The 19,210-nt window shown below is 45.6% G+C and carries 15 protein-coding genes; 12 read left to right on the forward strand and 3 right to left on the reverse strand.

The window, feature by feature from the left end; all coding sequences use genetic code 11:
* The first annotated feature begins 35 nt into the window (after positions 1 to 35).
* The 10 genes from L5M40_RS15675 (at position 36) to L5M40_RS15720 (ending at position 11,165) form a co-directional block, all read left to right on the forward strand.
* Entirely contained in the window at positions 36 to 599 is a 564-nt protein-coding gene (locus tag L5M40_RS15675) for a sigma-70 family RNA polymerase sigma factor (protein ID WP_173244017.1), read from the forward strand.
* Positions 592 to 1,296, forward strand: a complete 705-nt coding sequence (locus L5M40_RS15680) for a DUF3379 domain-containing protein (RefSeq protein ID WP_105252078.1) — start codon at positions 592 to 594, stop codon at positions 1,294 to 1,296. Before L5M40_RS15675 ends, L5M40_RS15680 begins: the two co-directional genes overlap by 8 nt.
* Before the next feature lie 157 nt (positions 1,297 to 1,453).
* Positions 1,454 to 2,905 (forward strand): sodium/proline symporter PutP, encoded by a 1,452-nt coding sequence (gene putP / locus L5M40_RS15685; RefSeq protein WP_105253092.1) that lies wholly within the window; start codon positions 1,454 to 1,456, stop codon positions 2,903 to 2,905.
* 353 nt (positions 2,906 to 3,258) lie between these two features.
* Complete coding sequence (locus L5M40_RS15690) at positions 3,259 to 4,554, forward strand: OmpP1/FadL family transporter (protein WP_173244015.1); 1,296 nt, start codon at positions 3,259 to 3,261, stop codon at positions 4,552 to 4,554.
* A gap of 102 nt (positions 4,555 to 4,656) precedes the next feature.
* Complete coding sequence (locus L5M40_RS15695; RefSeq protein WP_173244012.1) at positions 4,657 to 5,043, forward strand: VOC family protein; 387 nt, start codon at positions 4,657 to 4,659, stop codon at positions 5,041 to 5,043.
* A 143-nt stretch (positions 5,044 to 5,186) separates the two neighbouring features.
* Positions 5,187 to 5,903, forward strand: coding sequence for an SIMPL domain-containing protein (locus L5M40_RS15700; RefSeq protein WP_028761062.1), 717 nt, complete (start codon positions 5,187 to 5,189; stop codon positions 5,901 to 5,903).
* Between the two features lie 176 nt (positions 5,904 to 6,079).
* Positions 6,080 to 7,093, forward strand: a complete 1,014-nt coding sequence (locus L5M40_RS15705) for an efflux RND transporter periplasmic adaptor subunit (RefSeq protein ID WP_173244009.1) — start codon at positions 6,080 to 6,082, stop codon at positions 7,091 to 7,093.
* A gap of 36 nt (positions 7,094 to 7,129) precedes the next feature.
* Complete coding sequence (locus tag L5M40_RS15710; RefSeq protein ID WP_263175626.1) at positions 7,130 to 10,384, forward strand: efflux RND transporter permease subunit; 3,255 nt, start codon at positions 7,130 to 7,132, stop codon at positions 10,382 to 10,384.
* Between the two features lie 43 nt (positions 10,385 to 10,427).
* A complete protein-coding gene (locus tag L5M40_RS15715) occupies positions 10,428 to 10,640 on the forward strand; it encodes a DUF2892 domain-containing protein (RefSeq protein ID WP_263175627.1) in 213 nt (70 codons plus the stop codon).
* A gap of 108 nt (positions 10,641 to 10,748) precedes the next feature.
* Positions 10,749 to 11,165, forward strand: coding sequence for a rhodanese-like domain-containing protein (locus tag L5M40_RS15720; protein WP_263175628.1), 417 nt, complete (start codon positions 10,749 to 10,751; stop codon positions 11,163 to 11,165).
* Between the two features lie 383 nt (positions 11,166 to 11,548).
* On the opposite strand, the gene L5M40_RS15725 is transcribed toward L5M40_RS15720, so the two are convergent.
* On the reverse strand, positions 11,549 to 13,711 hold the full coding sequence (locus L5M40_RS15725; protein WP_263213997.1) for an alkyl/aryl-sulfatase: 2,163 nt from the start codon (positions 13,709 to 13,711) through the stop codon (positions 11,549 to 11,551).
* Between the two features lie 360 nt (positions 13,712 to 14,071).
* Between L5M40_RS15725 and L5M40_RS22625 the strand changes: the two genes are divergently transcribed.
* Positions 14,072 to 14,176, forward strand: coding sequence for a hypothetical protein (locus L5M40_RS22625; RefSeq protein ID WP_411569018.1), 105 nt, complete (start codon positions 14,072 to 14,074; stop codon positions 14,174 to 14,176).
* 841 nt (positions 14,177 to 15,017) lie between these two features.
* A complete protein-coding gene (locus L5M40_RS15730; RefSeq protein WP_263177477.1) occupies positions 15,018 to 17,474 on the forward strand; it encodes a S8 family serine peptidase in 2,457 nt (818 codons plus the stop codon).
* An 83-nt stretch (positions 17,475 to 17,557) separates the two neighbouring features.
* Here L5M40_RS15730 and L5M40_RS15735 read toward each other — a convergent pair whose 3' ends face one another.
* Together L5M40_RS15735 and L5M40_RS15740 are read right to left on the reverse strand one after the other, a co-directional pair.
* The gene (locus L5M40_RS15735) at positions 17,558 to 18,103 is read right to left on the reverse strand and encodes a YaeQ family protein (protein WP_028761068.1); all 546 of its coding nucleotides are present in this window, start codon (positions 18,101 to 18,103) and stop codon (positions 17,558 to 17,560) included.
* A gap of 176 nt (positions 18,104 to 18,279) precedes the next feature.
* A complete protein-coding gene (locus tag L5M40_RS15740; RefSeq protein WP_168824282.1) occupies positions 18,280 to 19,191 on the reverse strand; it encodes a bifunctional precorrin-2 dehydrogenase/sirohydrochlorin ferrochelatase in 912 nt (303 codons plus the stop codon).
* Between the last annotated feature and the right edge of the window lie 19 nt (positions 19,192 to 19,210).

Genomic DNA, 19,210 nt, shown 5'->3' on the forward strand with positions numbered 1-19,210 from the left:
GCTAAATATTCCGCCAAAAAGCCCAAAGATAAAAAATGTTTGCTAACTGGCGCAAGAAATCCGTCGAGCCCGCGGTCTCTTCTGACATGCTAAGCAAACAACGACGATACAACAGCCTAGTCAAGGCGCTACATGCAGACATTTTCCGCTACGCCTATTGGTTATGCGGCGATAAGCACGTGGCTGAAGACATTACCCAAGAAACCTTCTTGCGGGCGTGGCGCGCTTTGGATTCCCTCAAGGATGATAAAGCGGCGAAAGCTTGGCTGATCACGATTCTTAGGCGTGAAAATGCGCGGCGTTTCGAGCGTAAACAGTTCGATTATTCCGACGTTGAGCAAGATACCTTAGAGGACAATATCTCCAATAGCAGTGAAGAGCAGACCGAGCAATATCTGATCCGTCGACAAATTGGCAAGCTGGATATCGAATACCGCGAACCACTCTTACTCCAGCTCATTGGTGGCTTTAGCGGCGATGAAATCGCCGAGCTGATGGAGCTCAATCGCAACACCGTAATGACGCGTTTATTTCGGGCGAGGAGCCAATTGAAAGAATTACTTGAGAAGAATGATGTGAGAGGTCAATCCAATGGATGAGCTTAAATTTAGACGTCAAGCTTATGAAGATCCTCATAATCAAGATGCTGACTTTCTGGCACAAATCAATGCCAAGTCAGAAAACCAAGCCCTAATCAATGAGCTTAAAAACCTTGATGCCAAACTGAGCAACGCATTGAAAGTAGATGTGGCTGAGGATCTCGCCGACAAACTCATTTTGCGTCAGCAGTTACAACAGCACCATAAACAGCGCCGGCAAACGTTTTTTTTAGTGGCCATGGCAGCCTCGGTCGCGTTTGTGGTAGGGATCAGCTTCAGCCTATTACGCTTAGGGCCTATTGATTTGGCTGAACATGCACTGGCCCATGTCTACCATGAAGATATTGCCTTGCATGTCGATCAAAATGTCAATTTTAGTCAAGTCAATGCCCAGCTTGCGTCGATAAAAGACTTTGGCAATGCCAAATTTACCCAACAACCGGGCAAAGTGTATTACACCTCTTATTGCGATTTTCAAGGGGTAAAAAGCCTGCACTTAGTACTTCAGGGCGAACAAAGTAAGGTGACACTCTTTATCGTGCCACTCGAGAAACGTATGGTGTTGGATAAAACCTTCGCTGACGGTAAATATCAAGGAATGGGCTTTGAAACGCCCGATGCATTTATTTTGCTCATAGGTGAGGATCAAGCTGACCTTAGCTATATAAAAGACGAAATCAAGAATATATTTATTTAACTCATTGTTATAAATTGCATTTAAAAATCAATCTCCGATATTTTCATGTTATCGGAGGTTAGATTTCAATCACACTTACATCTGCTAATGGGCGCACGTTCAAACATCTGGTAGCATGCTTGCCACTTTTAATAATAAAAAGATGGGAAAAGGCAAGATGACGATTGAAACCCCGATTTTAATCACATTTGTTGGTTACTTAGTATTGATGATGGGCATAGGTTTTTGGGCTTACCGTGCTACCGATACTGTTGATGATTATATTTTAGGTGGCCGCAAAATGGGCCCCGCAGTGACCGCACTCAGCGTGGGTGCATCTGACATGTCAGGTTGGCTGTTACTGGGGTTACCCGGCGCAGTTTACTTAAGCGGCTTAGGTGCAGCCTGGATTGGCGTAGGATTAATTATTGGTGCTTGGCTAAACTGGTTATTTGTTGCCAAGCGACTGCGCATTTATACCCAACTCGCCGATAACGCCCTCACTTTACCGGATTTTTTCGAGAAACGTTTCCACGATACCCAAGGCTATCTCAAGCTCGTTTCCGCAATCACTATTCTGGTGTTTTTTACTTTCTATGCTTCCTCAGGCATGGTCGGTGGCGCGATTTTGTTTGAAAAAGTCTTTGGGCTTGATTACACAGCAGCCCTCGTGATTGGCTCGGCCATCATAGTCGGTTACACCTTTATTGGCGGTTTCTTTGCCGTGTGTTGGACTGACTTTTTCCAAGGCAGTTTAATGCTCATCGCCCTATTGATTGTCCCTTTCGCCGTTTTCGCTCACCCCGAAAGCCATGCGGGTATTGAAACGATCGATCCCGCGATGTTGGCATTAGTCAATGACAAAACCACTGCCATCGGCATGTTATCTTTGCTCGCATGGGGCCTAGGTTATTTTGGTCAGCCACATATTTTGTCGCGTTTTATGGCGATAGGCAGTGCCGATGCCCTGCCCTTGTCACGCCGTATTGCCATGAGCTGGATGGTGTTATCTCTCATTGGCGCGTTAGCCACAGGTATTGCAGGCTCGCTCTATTTCGCCAAAGAGCCATTAGCCAATTCTGAAACTGTGTTTATCCATTTAGCTCAAGCGGCGTTTAACCCATGGATTGGTGGGCTATTAATCGCCGCTATTTTATCGGCAATCATGAGTACTATCGACTCACAACTCTTAGTCTGCTCAAGTGTCATCACCGAAGATTTCTACCGTAAATGGTTACGCCCAAAGGCCGATGATCGCGAGCTAATGATGGTAGGTCGTTTAGGCGTACTCGCTATCGCTGTGATTGCAGGTGTGATAGCACTCAATCCTGAAAGTAGCGTACTCAGCCTAGTGAGTTATGCTTGGGCAGGCTTTGGTGCGGCCTTTGGTCCCGTAGTCTTGTTATCCTTGTTTTGGAAGCAATACAGCCGTAATGGCGCTATCGCCACTATTATTGTCGGTGCATTAACCGTGGTGATTTGGAAGCAACTCACTGGTGGCATTTTTGAAGTATACGAAATCCTTCCTGGGTTTATATTCGCGACTATTGCGGGTATTTTAGTCAGTAAATTCTCTGCTCCAAGTGAAAAAGTAACGACAGAGTTCGAACAATTTAAGTCTGCACTCTAATCTAGATATGCTTCCATATGTTTAAAAGCGCACAAGTGTGCGCTTTTTACATTTTGTATCCTTTTAAATACCCTACACACCATTACAAACCGTTAACTTCAATTGAAACCCATAGCAGCACCCAAAGCCCTTCATATCAAGCATCTGGCCAGACCATTCAAGCATACTAAAGTATCACTCTTGTTTTAAAGACTTTTAATTAACTGAAAATTAACATATTTCACTTCTGGTCGGACTTGTTGAGGGTACATTGAATCCATAAGATGCCGGAGACTAATAAATGGATTTAAATACTTTCGGCGGACTAGGACCGAATAAAAATCCAATACTTATAAAAAATAGAGAGAATAATAATGAAAACATTCAACAAGACACTCATTGCCGTTTCTGTCGCATTAGCAAGCACACAAACCTTAGCTTCAGGTTTTCAACTAAACAGCCAATCAGCAACGGGTATGGGCCGTGCATTTGCGGGTGATGCGGTTATTGCCGATAACGCTTCTGTGTTATCACGTAACCCTGCTGCTATGGCATTATTCGATAAAGATGCGATCTCCTTCGGCTTAACTTATGCCGATATTACTGTTGATGTTAAAGACGTTAACTTTGCCGGTGGTGCCGTTGACTTAGGCAGCATCGATGACGCGGGTAGCTCTAAAATTATCCCTAATATTTTCTACATCCACCCCATCGACGATAAGTTCGCCGTAGGTTTTGCCGCTTTCTCTAACTTTGGTACCGGTACCGATGCCAGCTCACTTTCAAAGAGTTTACCAGCAGGCTCACCAGCACCTTATGATCTGCTTGGCGAAACAGAAGTAACAACGGTTAACTTTAACACCAGCCTTTCATACCGTATTAATGACATGTTCAGTATCGGTGCTGGTATTGATGCCATTTACGGTGAAGGCCGTTTAACCCGTAACATGGGCGCGACACCTCTAGTTGACGTCGACGCTGACGGTTGGGCATTTGGTGGTATTGTGGGTGCCACAATTGAGTTAGATAAAGACAATCGTTTCGGTATCAGTTACCGCTTCAGCCCAACAGTGAATGTTAAAGGTGATGTTAATACCATTACATCAACCAATATACCAAATGTTGGACAAGTGGCTGTTGCCACCAGTTTTGATAGTTTAGATGTACCGCTAGCGGATATCTTCCAAGTTGCAGGTTTTCATCAAATCACCCCTAAGTTTGCTCTGCACTATACAGCGCAGCACACCCAATGGGGTAATTTTGAACAAATCACAGCTAAAGATGGTGTTGCAACCATTCCAGCTGTTGGAGTGACTCAAGCCGTAGGTGATGTTGCGCTGAAAGAATACCAATGGAAAGATTCATGGTTATTCAGCCTAGGTGGTACTTACACAATCAACGAACAATTCACTGTACGTGCAGGTTATATGCATGACCAAGGCGTTGTGGACGAAATCAGCTCTATTTCATTCCCAGACTCTGACCGTAACTGGTATACAGCGGGTATGAGCTACCACATCAACCCACAAAACACGGTTGACTTTGGTATCGCTTATATTAAAGGTGAAGAAGTTCACCTGATCGAAAACAGCGCAATCGCAGGCCCTGTTAATGCGATTACTGAATCAAGTGGTATGTACTACTCAGTTCAATACAGCTACCAGTTCTAAGATAAATTCCTAACACCAAAGCCGCATTTTTTGCGGCTTTTTTGTATCTTAAGCATTTATTGCCTAAAGTTAATTCATACTCCTGTAAATGCAGCTACGGCTATGGCTAAAGTCATTGGACTCGGTGGAATTTTCTTTAAAAGTGTCGATCCCGTTGCCTTGGCAACTTGGTACAAAACCCATCTTCAAGTCCCTATTGAAAACTGGGGAGGCGCCGCGTTTTATCACACAGATAAATCAACTCTTGGCTACCATGTTTGGACTCCTTTCGCCCATAGCACGGACTATTTCGCCCCCTCAGATAAAGGGTTTATGTTCAACTTTGTCGTTGACGATTTAGAGCAAGCACTCCTACAAGTAGAGCAAGGTGGCGGTCAACCGATTGGTGGTATTGAAGATTCAGAATTTGGCCGCTTTGGCTGGTTTATTGACCCTGATGGCAATAAAGTCGAATTATGGCAGCCAAGCGCGATTCCTCCTGAAAAATAAATGCTTTAAACAGATATTTCAAAACTCATCTCTCAACATAATCTCCTCTGCCTTAAGCGGCATCTATTCCGAATAAACCCAGTGCATGACTGAGGTTTATTCGGTATCGTAGACTGAGTTCATCTAATCAAGAGATTCTTTTTATGGAAAAAAGTAACATCCTTCCTGCCCTGCTGTTAGGTGGTTTCCTTTGCGCTGGACTTGTTTATGTAGGCCAGACAGCAAGCTCAGCACTATTGCAAATGAAAGCCATGGAACGCACTGTCACGGTAAAGGGCTTAGCGGAAAAAGAAGTCAAAGCCAATGTGGCAATTTGGCCAATCAATTTCACTGAGGTCGATAACAATCTGCCTAAACTCTATGAGACGGTTCAGCAAAAAACCGATCGTGTTGTGGCGTTTTTAAAGGAACAAGGCTTTAGCGACAGCGAAATTACTGTCTCTTTGCCTTCAATTGAAGATCGCCAAGCCCAAGGTTATGTCGATCCCAACGTCAGATACCGTTACTCGGCAAAAGTGAACCTATCAGTTTATACCCCACAGATTGATCTCATGCTGAACACCCGTAAGCAAATGATTAACTTAGTAAAAGAAGGTATAGCGATCGCTAGCCAAGATTATGATAATCGCACTGAGTTTCTGTTTACCGATCTCAACTCAGTCAAACCTATCATGGTGCAAGAAGCGACTCAAAATGCCCGCGAAGTGGCTGAAAAATTTGCTAAGGATTCGGATTCTCGCCTCGGAAAAATTAAAAGTGCGAGTCAAGGCCAGTTCACCATTTCAGACCGCGACAGCAGCACGCCTTACATTAAACAAATTCGCATCGTTTCCACACTAACCTATTATTTAAATGACTAAATTTTAGGCTTAATTTGAAGCTCTGAAGCATGAGGAATAAGGCGCTATAGGCCTTATTCCTTATTCCTAAATTAGGTAAAAACACTACATTAAATTTTTCTAATAAATATTGATTGCCTATTGAAAACAACTCCATTAGAATTTCCTCATAAATTACATCTGGGGTGATATAAGTTATGACATCAATTTCTCGTGCTTTTTTCTTACTGCTGGCACTTTCCAGTACTCAAGCTCAGGCTGCCTCAGTCGAAACCATCGAAGTCTTAAATAAACCCTATCCGAATTGGGTCACCTTAGACGCCACCATTGAAGCAGTAAAAGCGGCGACGGTATCGGCGCAAACCTCTGGTCGTATTGTCAAACTCAACTACGATGTTAACGATATCGTCCCCGAAGGAGCCGCCCTACTGGAAATTACCAGTAAAGAGCAAGGCGCTGAACTGGCAAGCTTTGAGGCTGATCTAGCCAAAGCGAAGGCTTTAAATGTCGAAGCTCAGGCACAATACAAACGTTATAAAGAGCTATTTCCCCAAGGCGCGATTTCTAAGGGCGCGATGGATGAAGCCACCGCCAATGCTAAAGCAACAGAACAAGCCGTCAGTGCAGCACAAGCCCGTGTCATCAAAGCCAACGAATCCTTAAAATACACTGTCGTTTCAGCGCCTTTTAGTGGCATAGTCACTGAGCGTTTTGTCGAACTTGGCGAAACCGTAAGCCCAGGACAAGCACTACTTTCAGGGTTTTCCGCGAGTCAAATGCGCGCCATTACCCAAGTGCCACAGCGTTACATTAACCAACTTAAAAATTCCCCCGAATTTCTCGTCCGTTTAAGTGATGGGCGCGAGTTCACCTCAACCGACCTCACGATTTTTAGTTTCGCCGATCCTGTCAGCCACAGTTATCAAGTGCGAATTAATCTGCCAGAAAATGAAGCCAATCTTCAACCCGGTACTTGGGCAAAAGCTTCCTTTAAAAATGGCGATCGGGAAAAAATCCAACTGCCCGCCTCTGCACTGCTCACAATGAACGAACTGAGCAGTGTTTACCTTAAACAAGGCGAAGCCTTTGTGCTGACCCAAGTCCGTGTCACTGAGCCCTTAGATGGCGAGGTAGAAGTGCTTGCGGGCCTTAAGTCGGGTGACAAGGTGGCCGTTGATGCCTACCAAGTGTTGCTCAGCAAGAAGCAATAAATTCCCTAGCGACTTAAGCTTTGTCGAGGTTGTTTTATGAAACATGCTCCAGTACCACAAACCACACTTGGGATTTCCGGACGAATTGCCGCTGCCTTTCAAAATAGCGCCATCACGCCGCTATTAGCACTTCTCGGGCTCTTACTTGGCTTATTCGCCATTTTGGTGACACCAAAAGAAGAAGAGCCACAAATTGATGTCACCTTTGCCGATGTGTTTATCCCTTTTCCCGGCGCGACACCCACGGAAGTTGAAAACTTAGTCACCCTGCCAGCGGAACAAGTGATCTCCGAAATCAAAGGCATAGATACTCTGTACTCGTTCTCCCAACCCGATGGCGCGCTGATCATCGTCATCTTTAAGGTCGGTGTTGCGCGCAATGATGCCATCGTCAGCCTATACAACCAGATTTATTCCAACATGGATAAATTACCAAGGGGCGCTGGCGTGGGTGAACCGCTAATTAAACCCCGCGGCATCGATGATGTGCCCATTGTCAGTTTGACCTTATGGTCAAAGGACAGGCAAGTGTCTGCTGAGCAGCTAACCCATGTCGCCCTTGGGTTAGAAACTGAAATTAAGCGTATTCCCGGCACTCGCGAAATCGATACCGTTGGCCAGCACGATATGGTGGCCAATATACGTATCGATCCCGCCAAGATGAACAGCTTTAATCTGACCTACGACAAGTTAAGACAAAGCCTGAATGACAATAATATGGTCTCTATGCCTGCATCCTTAGTGCAAGGCAATCAAGAGATAAAGGTCCAAGCTGGGCAGTTTTTACAATCCATCGACGATCTCAAACAATTAGTCGTCAGTGTCTATCAAGATAAACAAGGCAAAACTATTCCGATTTATTTAGCGGATATTGCCGAAATCAGCTTAAAAAGTGATATCCCGAAACAGAGCGTTTGGCACGCAGATAAAACCGACATTTATCCCGCCGTCACAATCGCAATTGGTAAACAAGCAGGCCAAAATGCCGTCGACATCGCCGACAGTGTGATTGAGCGGATAGCTAAGGTCGACAATGTGTTGATCCCGGCAAATGTCGAAGTCACAGTGTCACGTAACTATGGCGAAACCGCGGCGGATAAATCTAACACCCTTATTTTAAAACTGATTTTTGCCACCAGCGCTGTAGTCGTGCTGGTATTTTTAACCATGGGCGCACGCGAATCCTTAGTCGTGGGTGTGGCCATTATTATCACGCTAGCGATCACCCTTTTCGCCTCTTGGGCGTGGGGATTTACCTTAAACCGCGTGTCCTTGTTCGCCTTGATTTTCTCCATCGGCATCTTGGTCGACGATGCCATAGTCGTTGTAGAAAACATCCACCGACATATGGCACTCGGCAAAAAGTCTTTTAGTGAGCTTATCCCTGTGGCGGTCGATGAAGTCGGTGGCCCAACGATTCTGGCGACATTTACTGTTATCGCAGCCTTGCTGCCGATGGCTTTTGTATCGGGCTTAATGGGGCCTTACATGAGCCCGATCCCCATCAACGCCAGTATGGGCATGTTAATTTCCCTCGTTGTGGCATTTGTGGTCACTCCTTGGCTCAGTCGTAAACTGCTGAAACATAATGACCAACACGATACTGCCCAAGCCTCGCACGAGGATGAAGCTGAAACTAAGATGGTGCGCCTCTTTACTCACTTAATTGGTCCTTTCCTGCTGGGTAAAAATGCCCGTAAGGCAAGAATGGGACTAGCTGCCGGCGTATTTGTGTTAATCGGCATCGCCGTCGCGCTCCCCGTGGGTCAGCTCGTGGTGCTTAAAATGCTGCCCTTCGATAATAAGTCCGAGTTTCAAGTAATGGTGGACATGCCAGAAGGCACTCCCGTAGAGCAAACACAAAGAGTATTGCAGGATTTGAGTCGCTACCTAACAACCGTCCCTGAGGTCGAGCATCTGCAATTGTATGCGGGCACTAACGCGCCAATGAACTTTAACGGCTTAGTGCGCCACTATTTCCTGCGTCACAGCCAAGAGCTTGGCGACATCCAAGTGAACCTAGTGGATAAGAAACACCGCAAGCGCGACAGCCACAGCATAGCGGTATCGGTGCGAGACGAACTGCAGCAAATTGGCGAGCAATATCAAGCCAATATCAAAGTGGTTGAAGTGCCACCTGGACCACCAGTGTGGTCGCCGCTGGTTGCAGAAGTGTATGGCCCAAGTCCCGCTATTCGCGAGCAAGCCGCATATGAGATGCAGGCGCTGTTCCATGAAACCAAAGATGTGGTCGATATCGATATTTTCTTGCCCGCCGCCCAGCAAAAATGGCAAGTAATGATCGACCGCAGTAAAGCCAGCCTGATGGCCGTGCCCTACAGCAATATTGTCGACTTGATTGCCACCTCAGTTGGCGGCAAAGATGTGAGCTATTTACATCAAGCCCAGCAAAAACAACCGATACCGATCCGCCTGCAATTAAACGAAGGCGCGAAAGTCGATTTAGAGCAAGTACTGAATATGAAGTTACTGAGCCAAACGGGGCAATCTGTGCCTGTCTCTGAGCTGGTAACCATCAAACGTGGCAAAATCGATGCACCGATTATCCATAAGAATATGATCCCTATGATCATGGTCGTCGCCGATATGTCGGGACCACTGGACAGCCCGCTCTACGGCATGTTCGATATGGCGGGCAAAATCGATGGCGCCGATGGCTTAGGGTTTGATCAGCATTATATTCACCAACCCACAGGGTTAGACTCAGTCGCCGTGCTCTGGGATGGCGAATGGAAGATCACCTACGAAACCTTTAGAGACATGGGTATCGCCTATGCGGTCGGTATGATTGCGATTTATTTATTGGTGGTCGCGCAGTTTAGATCGTATCTGGTGCCGCTTATCATCATGGCGCCAATTCCACTGACTGTGATTGGCGTAATGCCTGGACATGCCCTGCTCGGAGCGCAATTCACGGCAACGTCCATGATAGGCATGATAGCGCTGGCGGGGATTATTGTGCGTAACTCGATATTATTGGTCGATTTTATTAATCAAGAAACCGCATCCGGCGTGCCCTTTGAGCGGGCAGTGATCCACTCTGGCGCCGTGCGAGCTAAACCTATCATGCTGACTGCATTTGCAGCCATGATAGGGGCATTGTTTATTCTTGATGATCCGATTTTCAATGGCTTAGCGATCAGTCTGATCTTTGGTATTTTTATCTCGACCATACTGACGTTAGTTGTCATCCCAGTGCTGTACTACACGGCCATGAAAAACCGTATGAATACTGTTCAGATACAGACTCAAACACAAACACAAAACTAACCACAACAAAGGCCATCACCAAGATGGCTTCAAGGAGTAAGGTATGTCATTAGAACGCAGTATTATGGCTTTTGCCGGATTTATGGTGTTACTGTCACTGGTGTTAACCGCCTATGTGCACCACAACTTTCTGTGGTTAACCGCATTTGTTGGCGCTAACCTATTCCAAAGTGCTTTTACTGGTTTTTGCCCTGCCGCCATGCTTTTACGAAAATTGGGTGTAAAATCAGAGGCTGAAATTGCTAAACAAAGCTAAGCCACATAAAGTCACTACTTAAGAGTTAAGATAAGAGATAAGAGTTAGGTGAGCAAGTACACGCTTGGCTAATACAAGCGTGCCGAAAAGCCGTCAAGGAGAGATAAAGTGACCCACAACCTCGTAACCAGTGGCCAAAGTCTAATGCGCTTAGCCCTATTAAGCTTGCAATCACTGGTACTCATGCCACTGCTGCTAATGCCCATGATAGCCAACGCCGCCGACCAAGATCCTGCAATCACATGGGATAAAATTGCCGCAGGCGCTATGGTGCTCGATGTTAGAACGCCTGAAGAATTTGCCGAAGGTCATTTAGCGAATGCGGTCAATATTCCCTTTGAGCAAGTGACAGAGGAGTTTGCTAAGCGTGGCATCGCCAAAGATGCTCCCGTCGTCTTGTATTGCCGCAGCGGTCGTCGTAGCAGTATTGCGACCGAAGCCTTAGTCGCTGCCGGATACACCCAAACCTATAATGGTGGCGGTTACTCCACCTTAGTTGAGGCGCAAAAAACACCCGCTAAGTAATTTACTACCATCGAATTGGCTCTAGTGTGGGGAAGTAAGGATAAATCACTTTAGTGCTCTCACCTCGCTCTAGTCATTCAAGGTTTTACGGCTAAAAGCGCCCTAGGGCGCTTTTTTATTGTCTAAATAGAATATCGAAATTAAGCAGAGGTAAATAAGTAAGCACCTACCCACAATCATTTTTGAAGAGACACATAATCCATCCTAAAAATGAGTGGCAGATTTAAAAACACAAAAAGATGTCGTTAACCTGCAGTTGGCACAAAAATAAATCACCTTAAGGTTGCAGCACTGGCGTATTGACACCGCTGCAACCTATTGTAAGCAGGGGAAGTGAACCTCAACGCTCTACATTCTTGCAAAAGGATGAGAGAAAAGACGCATTAGCCCCCCGAAGTATTACCGGGCTCTTGAACTTCAAACGGGTCTTTAACAAGATCTTGATGAGGTTTAACGGCCTTGGTACCAGGCAATAGTTCAAAACTAGGAGTAAATCTAACCAAAGAACTCCGCAGCAAATCAAACGGCTTGCGGTCACCTTCAAGCTTAGCTTTACCTTCCTTAATCAACTGGTCAAATGTTGCTTTCCCCCCCATAACGGTTTCTAGATCTACACGGTTGACTCTAATAGTCAGATCCGGATTCTTAGCCAACTGTCCCTTGATGTTCGTCAGTGTTGAATTGCTTAGCTCAACGATAAACATCTCACCATTATCAGGCGTGATCAGATTAATGACTGCCTTGACTCCCTCCACTTTGGTGCTATCCATGCTGATACCCATAAAATTCAACCAAAGCTCGGTGGTCATACCGCGAATGGTATCCGGACCGCTAGATTTGGGTGGTACACCACTTGGCAGACCATGGCGCAGTTCATAGGCTGCAGCCAGGAAGCTGTTACGCACGCTCGGGCTTTCCTTCTGATAGCCTATCTGCTCATAGACATCTGCCAACAAGTCTTTGGCAGAAACATTCTCAGGTTCGGCATAGACTAATTTATTGAGGATCTCAACAGCTTCGAAATACTTGCCCTGATCCTGCAGTTGCTTACCCTTAGTCATTATCTTCTTAGCGCCACCCATCATCTCAACATAAAGCGGTGCTGATTCTCTGGGTGAAAGCGGCATCAGAGTCGCGGGGTTTGCATCCCAGTAACCAAGGTACCTGTTCATCACAGCACGGCTGTTATGCTCGATAGAACCGTGGTAGCTATGGGCCGCCCACTGTACTTGCAGGCTCTTAGGTTGTTTATAGACGTTGTGGATTTCGTTTATCGTCACACCTTTGTTCGCATGGTGCAGTACGTTGTTGTTAAGGTGACCATAAGCATCACGCTGGGTGCGCATTATTTCCTGTATGCGTCCGTTACCCCAACGTGGCCAACTATGTGCAGCGAACATGTATTCGGCCTCAATACCGTAACGATACAGTGCCACATTGATGTGCTTGGACCAAGCCAGTGCATCACGCACTAATGCACCACGCAGGGTGTAAATATTGTGTATGGTACCGGTGATGTTCTCTGCAGCCCAAAACGCTTTTAGCTGCGGGAACCAAGTATTCATTTCAGCAGGCGCTTCGGTGCCAGGAGTACTTTGGAACTCCATAATGACCCCATCGACGGTCAGCGTCTCGAAGTCTTTTTCTATATAGCGTGACGGTTGAATTAGACCTGTATTACCCGAAGCGGTATTTTTCCCAATTGATTGATCAACATGACCAAACGGGCTACGTGGAAGTAGCACGCCGTATTGAAAGAATGAACGGCGGATCATTGCATTGCCTGCGTAAACGTTCTCGGAAACAGCATGTTCCATAAAGCCACTCGGCGCGATGACTTGCACCTTGCCACTCTTGACATCAGCCTCGTCAATTACACCGCGTACACCACCGTAATGGTCCAGATGTGAGTGCGAATAGATCACCGCGACTACTGGCCGAGGACCGAGTTTTTCGTTGATTAACTTCAACGCTGCTGCGGCAGTTTCCTTCGCTGTCAGCGGATCAAACACGATCCAACCCGTGTCGCCCTTGATAAAACTGATGTTGGCAAGATCGAAACCACGGACCTGATAAATCTTGCCCGGAACCACCTCATAAAGGCCATAAGCCATGTTCAAGATGGCCTGGCGTTGCAACGAAGGGTGGATGCTATCAAAATCCTTGCCCTGCAGTAGGTATTCGTAACTACCCATATCCCAAGCCACGTTGCCAGCCTCGGCCATAATTTGCTTATAGGATGGCGCGACAATGAAGCCCTTCTTGGCTTCCTCGAAATCACGCTTATCTTCAAAAGGCAGGCTCTTGCGCAGGCCATTCTGCAGTTCGACCGTAAACGTCGACGGCATTTTACCTTTGGGATCGAAATGCTTACCTTCCATGGCACCAGGGTCTACCAGCACGCCACCGCCACCTGCTGCTAAAGTGTCACCGCAGATCAAGAGCGTTCCGACCAAAAACAGGCTAAACACATTTTTATGTCGCATATGATTTCCTTTCAAGTTTGAAAAGTAAAATAGCAAGCAGACATCTTGTAAAGTACTCATACGCGTTTATCTCATAAGACCTATACAGTCTTTAAGGCCAGTAAAAATGCGTATTTTTAACTACATATTAGTTATCAGCTTCCTAAAATATAACATTCGACAAAACGCGCATGTGCGGGTTCCAAACCTATTATGTCGAGCTGTAAAACATAAGTCATGTCAAAAATGTTAATCGAATGTAAGGATGGCACAGGTGCACAAATATTTTTATTTTTTCCTTTGAAACTTGATCAAAGTCATTAATTTAGTGCAAATAAACAGTATAAAAATCGGATATCATGAATATAAAAACCCCGTTTCTACACCTAATTCAAGAATAAATGCGTATGCAGGATTAGAGATTAGAACTGAAAAAACTACCTGCATTGGATCAAAAAAATTATTAACGTTCACCACGAGTATCATCCTGAAACGATGGAAACTGAAGTGGTCACACAATACTTAACCTTCCTTATCCATAAATAAAATATGGCTCTCAATACGCAAAAAGTTGTGCTCAACACATTAATCTATTTGTTACGGAATCATCTGTATCATAAGCTTGGAAATTTAATTTTTTTGCTATGCCACTAAGCAGCGATATTTATTCACCTTTTTATCACTTTCAGAAGTCTTATAACGGTTAAATGAACTTGTTAGCCATGACAAACAGATAATGGAGCAGTGCTATAACGGAAGATTGTGGATCTCAAAATACCTAAGATTACCTATGCAAAATATTGATATTCAAAAATACTTGGTAACACGGTACATAAGCCCAAATAGCTAAACGTGTTACCTACGTACTTTAAAGTACAACGTTGCAATCCAGTTATTTCAAACTGACCGAGATATTAGCCGTCGTCAATCAATTGGCAACTGCCACCCTATTGACAGCCTTTTGCAACAATTTCGCATAATCAATCACTTGATGAAATATCATCATGATGATGAAAACTTAAAGTTTGTTTTTGTTATTTTTAATCACAAAAAAATATATATATAAATTTCAATGAATTGCTAACAGCAAAATCAATCAAAAACCCGTATATGGAGTCGTAAATTCGTATTCACTTATTCACGTTTATCACATAAAAAAACAAATATTTTAATAAAATTTGGTTACAACTCGTTACAAGTTGAATTTATATGCACTATAAATGCCTATTAAATCTAAACACTTACCAACCGCCATACCGTTAACAAATTATTTACAAACACTGTGGTCGCAGATAAATTCACTAACCGAGTAGCATCTGAGTCGTAGTTATTCTTATGAAACATAAAATAATAATGATTAACACTAAATTGACCATGGAAGAAGAACATGACAATCAACAGAACCACTAAAATAGCGTTAAGCCTTTCAAGCTTAGCTATTGCGATCTCAGCCGGTGTACAAGCAGCACCACAAGCCCCAGGTTTTGCCGCAGCATTACAAGCACAAACCTCCCCACTGCCAAAGCGTTACATTGTGAAGTTTAAAAACACTGATGCCGCGGCCATCATGTCAACCAATAGTGTGCAATCTACGAGTAATCTGCAGTCACTCAATGACGCGACAACAGATACGCTACCAACCACAATGAATTATCAGCCACAAATGGCTGAAATCAGTGCCCAACATACCGCATTAAATAAAGTACAAGCGAAGGAAATGAAGCGTATCGGCCGCAGTAACAGCTACTCGGTGAAACTCGATGCCAAAGGGATCAATGCCTTAAAAACCCGTGCTGATGTGGAATATGTCGAAGAAGATATGCCACGCCGCTTTCTAAGTGAAAGTACGCCTTGGGGCCAAACTTTTGTAGGAGCAACCCAGCTAAGCGACAGCCAAGCGGGCAACCGCACTATTTGTATTATCGACTCAGGCTACGACCGTAGTCACAGCGACTTAGGTGGCAACAATGTCACAGGGACCAATAACTCAGGCACGGGTAACTGGTTTGAGCCGGGCAATAATAACGCCCACGGTACGCACGTTGCGGGGACGATTGCGGCGATTGCCAACAATGATGGCGTGATCGGCGTTATGCCAAATCAAAATGCCAATATTCATGTGATCAAAGTGTTTAATGAATCTGGCTGGGGCTACTCTTCATCCTTAGTCGCTGCCGTAGACACTTGTGTCACCAACGGCGCCAATGTTGTCACTATGAGTTTAGGTGGTTCAGGTTCTAGCACCACTGAGCGTAACGCTCTGGCTGCCCACTATAATAATGGTGTTCTCCTGATTGCTGCTGCGGGTAACGATGGGAATAGCACTCACAGCTACCCAGCATCCTACGATGGCGTCATGTCCGTCGCCTCTGTGGATAACCATAAAGACCACTCAGCATTCTCCCAATACACTAACCAAGTGGAAATATCAGGCCCTGGTGAAGCCGTTCTATCGACTGTTACCCGTGGCGAAGGCCGTTTAGCCGATATCACTATCGGCAGTCAGTCTTACTTTGACTCAGGTGTCGTGCCGCACAATCGCCTGATATCCTCTGGTGGCAGCTATGTCCCCGCACCATTTAACGGTACCAGCACTGCAACTTTGGCAGAATGTACCGTTAGCGGCACAAGCTTCAACTGCGGCAACATGACCAATAAGATTTGTTTAGTGGAACGTGTTGGTAATCAAGGCACTAGCTACCCTGAAATTAACGCAGCTAAAGCCTGTAAGAATGCGGGGGCCAGTGCGACGATTGTTTACAGTAACGCGGCATTACCCGGCTTACAAAACCCCTTCCTTGTCGATGCTAACAACGAAATCAATATGGTTTCTGTATCTGTTGATCGTGCAACAGGTTTAGCATTGCGCAATCAACTGGGCGCCACAGTCACTGTCAGCAACCAAGGCAATAAAGATTACGAGTACTACAACGGTACATCAATGGCGACACCGCATGTGTCAGGTGTTGCGACCTTAGTGTGGAGCTACCACCCAGAATGTAGTGCGGCGCAAGTCCGTAACGCATTGAAAATGACCGCCGAAGATCTTGGTACTGCGGGTCGTGACAACTACTATGGCTATGGTTTAGTTAATGCAGTTGCAGCAAAAGCCTTCCTAGATGCATCTTGTACTGGTCCAACGGGTCCTGTCGATCCAACCGAACCGGGCGATAGTGTTCTGGTGAACGGTGTGGCGAAAACAGGTTTAGCAGGCGCAACAGGTGAAGAATTACATTTTTCATTTGAGGTTCCTGCAGGTGCAACTAACCTAGGCTTTGTGATGAACGGTGGCACAGGTGATGCGGACTTGTATGTGCAATATGGCGCGGCGCCAACCACCACTAATTACGATTGCCGTCCGTATAAAAGTGGCAATAGTGAGTCTTGTCCAATCACCAACGTACAATCAGGCACTTACTATGCCATGGTGAAAGGCGATTCGGCTTTCACTGGTGTGTCGTTAACGGCGAACTACACAGCGTCTAATGGCGGCGGTACGCCAACGAGCTATAGCAATACTGATAACTATAATATTCCTGATAACAAAGCGGCGGGGATCACTAGCCCAATCACGGTTACTCGCACAGGTGATTCAAGTACTGTGACTGCAGTCGTGAACATAGTCCACCCTTACATTGGTGACTTAAAAGTGCAGCTGATCAGCCCTTCAGGAAAAACGGTTACCCTGCATAACAACACAGGTCTTGGTGCAGACAATATCAATAAGAGCTATACCGCAGATATGACAGGTGCTAATTCGAACGGCGTATGGAAGTTAAAAGCCGTAGACAGTGGCCGTGGTGATGTTGGTTATATCGATAGCTGGGAACTGAGCTTCAAATAAATCAAAATCGATACTCTTACTGATATTTAAAAGTGATAAACGGAAAGAGCCTGCAATTGCAGGCTCTTTTTTTACAAAACATGTTATTCAATATCTTTGAGGATTTCAGGCTCAATCAACACGCTGGTTTCATTATCCGATAACCAAATTTGGCCTTCACTAATCGAAACTTGCAATGCCATATTACGCCCAACAAAGGCCTCCATCGCCGTGACGGACTCTTCGGCAATATTCCACACTTTTAAATTCTGATAACGCTCTAACGCTTGCTGATTCTGTTTCCACCAAATCGGTACACTGCGACCACCATAGGTAAAGAGCTGCACGACTTTGGCACGGCCGCTGGCCTTTCGCAGCCATTTTTCATCGGCCTGACCAAACTCAACCCACAACTCAATTTCACCGGATAGGGTTTTGTCCCATAGCTCTGGCTCGTCATCGACGCACAGACCTTTACTAAAACTTAAGGTTTCGCTGGCATTCACAATAAACGCGAGTAAACGCACCATCATGCGGCCATCGGTTTCGGAAGGATGCTGTGCAAGCGTCAATTGATGGTCTTGGTAATAATTCCGATCCATATCGGCTATCTGTAAATTGACTTTAAACACGGTCGCCTTGAGGGCCATAGTCATCCTAAATGCAGAGTGAAATCCTGAAACAGCGAAATCCTAAAATAAGGCTGCCGAGTCTACCTGAGACTCGGCATTAGCTCAAACGAACAATAGAATACGCCCATGAAATCGAACATAAAGTGCAATTGAACAGAAGGTTAAATCGAACCCAAGGCTGAATCGGTAAGAAATTAAATCGCTCCGGGTCGCAGATGTTTAGCCATGGGAAAATGGGCTTTCAACAAGCTGATTTTTTGCGTATCCGCTACCAGTAGCATGCGCGTACCCAGCTCATACTGTTGACTCAATTCACTGAAAGCGGGTAAAAAACCGCGATCTGCGTCGCGGCGAACAAGTTCAGCGAGTTCGACACTCAAATCGCCTTGGCTGTATATCCAATCGAGGCGCTGCAATAGCGGCATGGCGGCGAGCGGCAATAAGTCCACAGACGTTGCATCATCCAACAAAAGGATTTCGCCGCGGCTGACTAAGTTATTAAACGCATTATGGTAATGCTCAGTGGTACGACTATCGAAACGGTCACCATTGGTATCAAAAAAACGCTCCCAAAATAAGCGGCGTTTCGAGGTTGAATCGAGTTTATCTTGTACTTCGACGCGTCTATCGGCGACAAAATCGAATAACGGTTTGAGTGACTGCGGTAGACTAGATTCTAAACGCGAGCGAATCGTGCGTGCAAATACTGGTGCTGCGCCCGCAGTGCTGATCGCGACCACTAAACGACCTCGATCCACAATAGAAGGAGTGATAAAGCGGCAAAAGGCGGGATTATCAACAGCATTAACCCAGATACCACGCGCAGTAGCTAAGGTCGCTAACTCGGCATTAAGACTGTCGTTTGCCGTAGCTAAATACACCAAATCATAATTTTGAATGTCGGCATGGACGACTTCACGCTGGGATAACAAAATACGGCCAGCATCTGCATAACGTTGCACTTCTGGGTTCACCTCTGGCGCTACCACGTGGATATTGGCTTCGGTACGTGTCAGCAGTGCTAACTTACGGCTAGCCACATCGCCCGCGCCCACCAGTAGAACATTCAAATTAACCGTATCGACAAACAAGGGAAAATATTGCATTAGATGAGATCCTGAACGC

Source organism: Shewanella sp. SM68, assembly GCF_025653925.1.
GTDB classification, from domain to species: domain Bacteria; phylum Pseudomonadota; class Gammaproteobacteria; order Enterobacterales; family Shewanellaceae; genus Shewanella; species Shewanella oncorhynchi.